General features: G+C 66.0%; 6 protein-coding genes. All 6 read right to left on the reverse strand.

The annotated features are described in order from the left end of the window. Positions 1–391 (reverse strand): hypothetical protein (locus JWQ89_RS10020; RefSeq protein WP_299640615.1); only part of this gene is annotated, 391 nt, incomplete at its 3' end. 93 nt (positions 392–484) lie between these two features. Continuing rightward, on the reverse strand, positions 485–1,747 hold the full coding sequence (gene fabF, locus JWQ89_RS10025; protein ID WP_299640621.1) for a beta-ketoacyl-ACP synthase II: 1,263 nt from the start codon (positions 1,745–1,747) through the stop codon (positions 485–487). Between the two features lie 35 nt (positions 1,748–1,782). Further along, positions 1,783–2,019, reverse strand: a complete 237-nt coding sequence (locus JWQ89_RS10030; RefSeq protein ID WP_055048542.1) for an acyl carrier protein — start codon at positions 2,017–2,019, stop codon at positions 1,783–1,785. Positions 2,020–2,358: 339 nt separating this feature from the next. Further along, positions 2,359–3,099, reverse strand: coding sequence for a 3-oxoacyl-[acyl-carrier-protein] reductase (fabG, locus tag JWQ89_RS10035; RefSeq protein WP_299640617.1), 741 nt, complete (start codon positions 3,097–3,099; stop codon positions 2,359–2,361). Between the two features lie 169 nt (positions 3,100–3,268). Continuing rightward, positions 3,269–4,219, reverse strand: coding sequence for an ACP S-malonyltransferase (gene fabD / locus JWQ89_RS10040; RefSeq protein WP_299640619.1), 951 nt, complete (start codon positions 4,217–4,219; stop codon positions 3,269–3,271). 116 nt (positions 4,220–4,335) lie between these two features. After that, positions 4,336–5,292: a threonine/serine dehydratase gene (locus JWQ89_RS10045; protein ID WP_299640623.1), complete on the reverse strand. Its 957-nt coding sequence runs from the start codon at positions 5,290–5,292 to the stop codon at positions 4,336–4,338. Positions 5,293–5,336 lie beyond the last annotated feature (44 nt).

The raw sequence follows: 5,336 nt of genomic DNA on the forward strand, positions 1-5,336 counted from the left end.
GCTTGCCCTCGGTGATTTCTTTGAGGATGTCGGCCATGGAGTAGTTGGCCTTCAGCGCGTAGACGCCGGCCTTGATGTCGCCTTCCTTCTTCAGCGCCCGGGCACCGCCCCAGAACAGCCATTCGGACGGCAGCAGTTGGCCCTGCGGAATCAGCCCCTGTTCCTCGAGCCGGCGCGCCGTGGTCATCACCGAGGAGCCCTTCTCGACCGTGAAGTTGGCCTCGTTCTTGACCGCGCCCGCGGCGTAGAACTGGCTGGCGCCATAGAGGAACATGCCGACGGCGACGAGGATGCCGAGCACGACCAGCGTCAGCAGCGCGTTGACGATGCTGAGAAAGCCGCCGCTGCGCCGCTTCTTGCGGCCCCGCTTCTCGCTGCGCTCGTTGGCCATCGGTCGAACCTCCAGAAACGCGAGCACTATTCGCTTGAAAAATGGACTTCAATAGGATGCCGGTCCCCCAGGGGTCGACCGGCTCCGGTCGCTTCAGCTTGCCTTGCGGAAGATCAGCGAGGCATTGGTGCCGCCAAAGCCGAAGGAGTTCGAGAGAGCGATGTTGACCTCCTTCCTCCTGGGCTTGTGGGGCACGAGGTCGATCACCGACTCGACCGATGGATTGTCGAGGTTGATGGTCGGGGGGACGATGCCGTCGCGCATGGCGAGCAGGCAGAAGATCGCTTCGACCGAACCGGCCGCCCCGAGCAGGTGCCCGATGGCCGATTTGGTCGAGCTCATCGCGGCCTTGCCGGCAGCGTTGCCCAGCATGCGGGTGACGGAGTTGAGCTCGATCTCGTCGCCGAGCGGCGTCGAGGTGCCGTGGGCGTTGATGTAGTCGATCTCGGAGGGGTCGATGCCGGCGCGCTTCACCGCCATCTGCATGCAGCGGAAGCCGCCATCGCCGTCCTCGGAGGGCGCGGTGATGTGGTAGGCGTCGCCGCTGAGGCCATAGCCGATGACTTCGCCGTAGATCTTGGCGCCGCGGGCCTTGGCGCGCTCGTATTCCTCGAGCACGACGATGCCGGCGCCTTCGCCCATGACGAAGCCGTCGCGATCCTTGTCATAGGGGCGCGAGGCCATTTCCGGGCGATCGTTGAAGTTGGTGGAAAGGGCGCGACAGGCGGCGAAACCGGCGATCGACAGCCGGTTGACCGGGGATTCCGCTCCGCCCGCCACCATCACGTCGGCATCGCCCCACTGGATCAGCCGGGCCGCATCGCCGATGGCGTGCGCGCCGGTCGAACAGGCCGTCACCACCGAGTGGTTCGGGCCCTTCAGGCCGAAGCGGATCGACACGTTCCCCGAGGCCATGTTGATGATACGGCCGGGGATGAAGAAGGGGCTGACGCGGCGCGGGCCCTTCTCATGCAGGATGATCGAGGTCTCGTAGATGCCCCCGATGCCGCCGATGCCCGAGCCGATCAGCGTGCCGATGCGGTGCTTTTCTTCCTCGGTCTTCGGCTCCACCCCGGCGTCGTCGATGGCCTGCTTGGCCGCCGCCATGGCGTAGATGATGAAAGGATCAACCTTGCGTTGTTCCTTGCTATCCATCCACTCGTCGGGGTTGAACTTGCCGTCCGCGTAGTCGCCCAGCGGAATCCGGTGGGCGATCTGGCAGGCGATATCGTCGACCTCGAAATCGTCGATGCGCCTGGCACCGCTTTTGGAAGCAAGGATGTTTGCCCAGGTCGGTTCGATCCCGCAGCCCAAAGGGCTGACGATCCCCATCCCGGTGACGACGACGCGGCGCAATTCCATCGAAGTAGAGAGCCGTTGGCGGCCGGCGTTTAGCCGACAGCCTTGGTCAGATAGGCGACGGCATCGCCGAAGGTCTGGATCGATTCCGCGGCATCATCCGGGATCTCGACGTTGAACTCTTCCTCGAAAGCCATGACCAGCTCGACCTGATCCAGCGAGTCCGCGCCCAGATCGTCGATGAAGCTGGCCTTATCGACGACCTTCTCCGCATCGACATTGAGGTGTTCGACCACGATCTTGCGGACTCGATCAGCGATATCGCTCATATTTGACTTCCCTTGTTATCAGACTGCTTTGTTGCATGTTTCGGCCGGGAGGGCTGGACTTGCCTCAAGCTTTCCCCCGGCTTTGCCGCCATTCGCGACCGACTGTAGGCGTGGATATCCACCCTCGCAAGGGCACCCCATTCCCGAAATCAGGGGCGGAGGTAACATACTTCCCGGCCCTTTGCCATATTGCACGAATGCCGGTTTCCCCAGCCTTCGCGGTTGATCTGCTCCCCTCCCCCTTGCGGGGAGGGGCCGGGGGTGGGGGCCATCGGTTCCAGAACCGCGCCACCTCTCCATCGGTCCTCCCCTCGAGGGGAGGGAGGCGACACTCTGCAACTACAGCATCACCATGCCGCCGTTGACGTTCAGCGTATGCCCGGTGATGTAGCCGGCCTCGCTGCTGGCGAGAAACACCACGGCGGCGGCAACCTCCTCAGCGGCGCCGAGCCGGCCGGCCGGCACCTTGCCCAGGATGCTCTCGCGCTGCTTGTCGTTCAGATCTTCGGTCATGGCCGAACCGATGAAGCCGGGGGCCACGGTGTTGACGGTGATGTTGCGCGAGGCGACCTCGTAGGCCAGCGCCTTGCTCATGCCGATGAGGCCGGCCTTGGAGGCAGCGTAGTTGCCCTGCCCCGGATTGCCGACGACGCCGACCACCGAAGTGATGCCGATGATGCGGCCGAAGCGCTGCTTCATCATCCCGCGCAGCACGGCGCGGGTCAGATGGAAGGCGGAGGTGAGGTTCACCGCCAGCACCTCGTCCCACTCCTCGTCCTTCATGCGCATGAACAGGTTGTCGCGGGTGACGCCAGCATTGTTGACGAGAATGTCGATGCCGCCCAGCGCCGCCTCGGCGGAGGGGACGAGCTTGTCGACGGCGTCGAGGTCGGAAAGGTTCGTCGGGATGATCGGGTGATCGCCGCCACCGAGGGCGTCGCGCGTCTCCTCGAGCGCGCCGACCCGGGTGCCGCTCAGCGCGACACGGGCGCCGGAGGCGGCCAGGGCCTTGGCAATTTCCCGGCCGATACCACCCGAGGCACCAGTGACGAGGGCGCGTTTGCCAGTTAGATCAAACATTTAGCGGCTCCTTTGGAGAGTCTGATTCATTTGGAGAAGCGGCGAACTACCCCGCCCTTCGGGCACCCTCTCCCTCAAGGGGAGAGGGGCGACAGAGCACGATCTCGCCCCAACTTCCCTCTCCCCTTGAGGGAGAGGGTGGCGCGTAAGCGCCGGGTGAGGGGCAGTATCAAGCACCCACCTCAGCAACAAAGGCATCCACATCCGCCGGCGCCCCGATCGATACCGCCGCCGTCTCCGGCGCGATGCGCTTGGCGAGGCCCGACAGCACCTTGCCCGAGCCGAGCTCGACCAGTTGCGTCACGCCGCCATCCTTGACCAGCCAGTTCACGCACTCGGTCCAGCGGACCATGCCGGTCACCTGCTCGACGAGGCGCTTCTTTATTTCTTCCGGATCGGAAATCGGCTTGGCCAACACGTTGGCGACCACCGGCACGACCGGTGCATTCACCGTCACTTCGTTGAGCGCATGCTCCATGGCGTCGGCGGCGGGGCGCATCAGGGCGCAGTGGAACGGCGCGCTCACCGGCAGCGGCAGGGCGCGCTTGGCGCCGGCCGCTTTCAGCAACTCGATAGCGCGGTTCACTGCGCCGACATGACCCGAGATCACGACCTGGCCGGGGGCATTGTCGTTGGCGACGCCGCAGACTTCGCCGTCCTCGGCGTCGTTCACCGCCCGCAGCACCGTCTCGAGGTCAAGCCCGAGGATCGCCGCCATGGCGCCCTGACCGACCGGCACGGCCTGCTGCATGGCCTGGCCGCGAATCTGCAAGAGCCGCGCCGCATCGGCGAGGCTGAACGCCCCGGCCGCCGCCAGCGCCGAATACTCGCCCAATGAATGGCCGGCGACATAGGCCGCATGATCCTTCAGCGCGACACCGCGGCTTTCGAGCACGCGGGTCACGGCGACTGACACGGCCATCAGCGCCGGCTGGGCGTTCTCGGTGAGGCGCAGGGTCTCATCCGGCCCCTCGAACATGATGGTGGACAGCTTGTAGCCCAGCGCGTCGTCCACCTCGGCGAAGACGTTGCGGGCTTCCTGGTAGGTGTCGGCGAGGTCCTTGCCCATGCCGACAGCTTGGCTGCCCTGGCCGGGATAGGTGAATGCGCGCTTGGTCAAGCCGTGGCCCCCGCTGTTGTTCTTGCTGTTGGGACGAAGCCTATGCCCCGCCCGGACAGCCGTCCAGTTGGCGGCGGCGTTTGCCGGAGGGGGATGGCAAAGTCAAGGCGGGAGCCCTAGCCGAACTTCACGGCCGTCGTATTCGCCCCGCACAGCAGCACGCCGACCTTTTCGCCCGGCGTGGGCACGTACCGCCCCGACAGCAGCGCCGCCATCGCGGCTGCGCCGCCGGGTTCGGCGACCACCCGCAGCACGTCCCAGATCTGCTTCTGTGCCGCGACGATCGCCTCATCGGTGACCAGCACCGAGCGGTCGATGAAGCCCGAGAGCGCGAAGCTGAGGTTTCCGATGCGGCGGGCGCCGAGGCTGTCGGCTGCGACGCCGCTCACCGGTACGTCGACCGGCCGGCCGGCTTCGATGGCGCTGTGGAGCGTCGGTGCGTTCTCCGGCTCGACGCCGATGATGCGGACCCGGCCCGCCGCCGCGGCCGCGATGCCACCGATCAGGCCGCCGCCGCCGACGGCGACGAGGAGCGTATCGAGGCCCGGGGCCTGTTCGAGCCACTCCAAGCCCACGGTCCCCTGCCCGCTCAGCGTCTCGAACATGTCGTAGGCATGCACTTCGAGCAGCCCGTGCTCCGTGGCGAAGGCATGGCTCGCGGCATAGGCATCCACATAGGTGTCGCCGCCGACGACGATCTCGGCGCCGTATTGCTTGATGCGATCGATCTTGGCGGGCGAGGAGATCGCCGGCACGTAGATATGCGCCTTGATGCCGAGTTGCACCGCCGCATAGGCCACCGCCGCCCCGTGATTGCCGCCCGACGCGGCCACCACGCCGCGCTCGGCGCCCTTGCGGATCAGGAGGTTAGCGAAGGCGCCGCGAGCCTTGAAGGTGCCCGAATGCTGCATGAACTCGAGCTTGAAGTTGAGCGGCGCGCCGCTGAGGCCGAAATCGCCAGCGGGCGTCTCGACCACCGGCGTGCGGCGGATATGGGGGCGGATCACGGCTTCGGCGGCGCGGACGGAATCGCGGTCCGGGACGGCGGATTGGGCAGTTTCGGTGGTGGTCATTACGGTCTCGATGGCGTTATCGTCATTGTTGGATTTCCGTCTCA

Origin of the sequence: Devosia sp., from assembly GCF_028290645.1 — a bacterium.
Classification (GTDB): Bacteria; Pseudomonadota; Alphaproteobacteria; order Rhizobiales; family Devosiaceae; genus Devosia_A.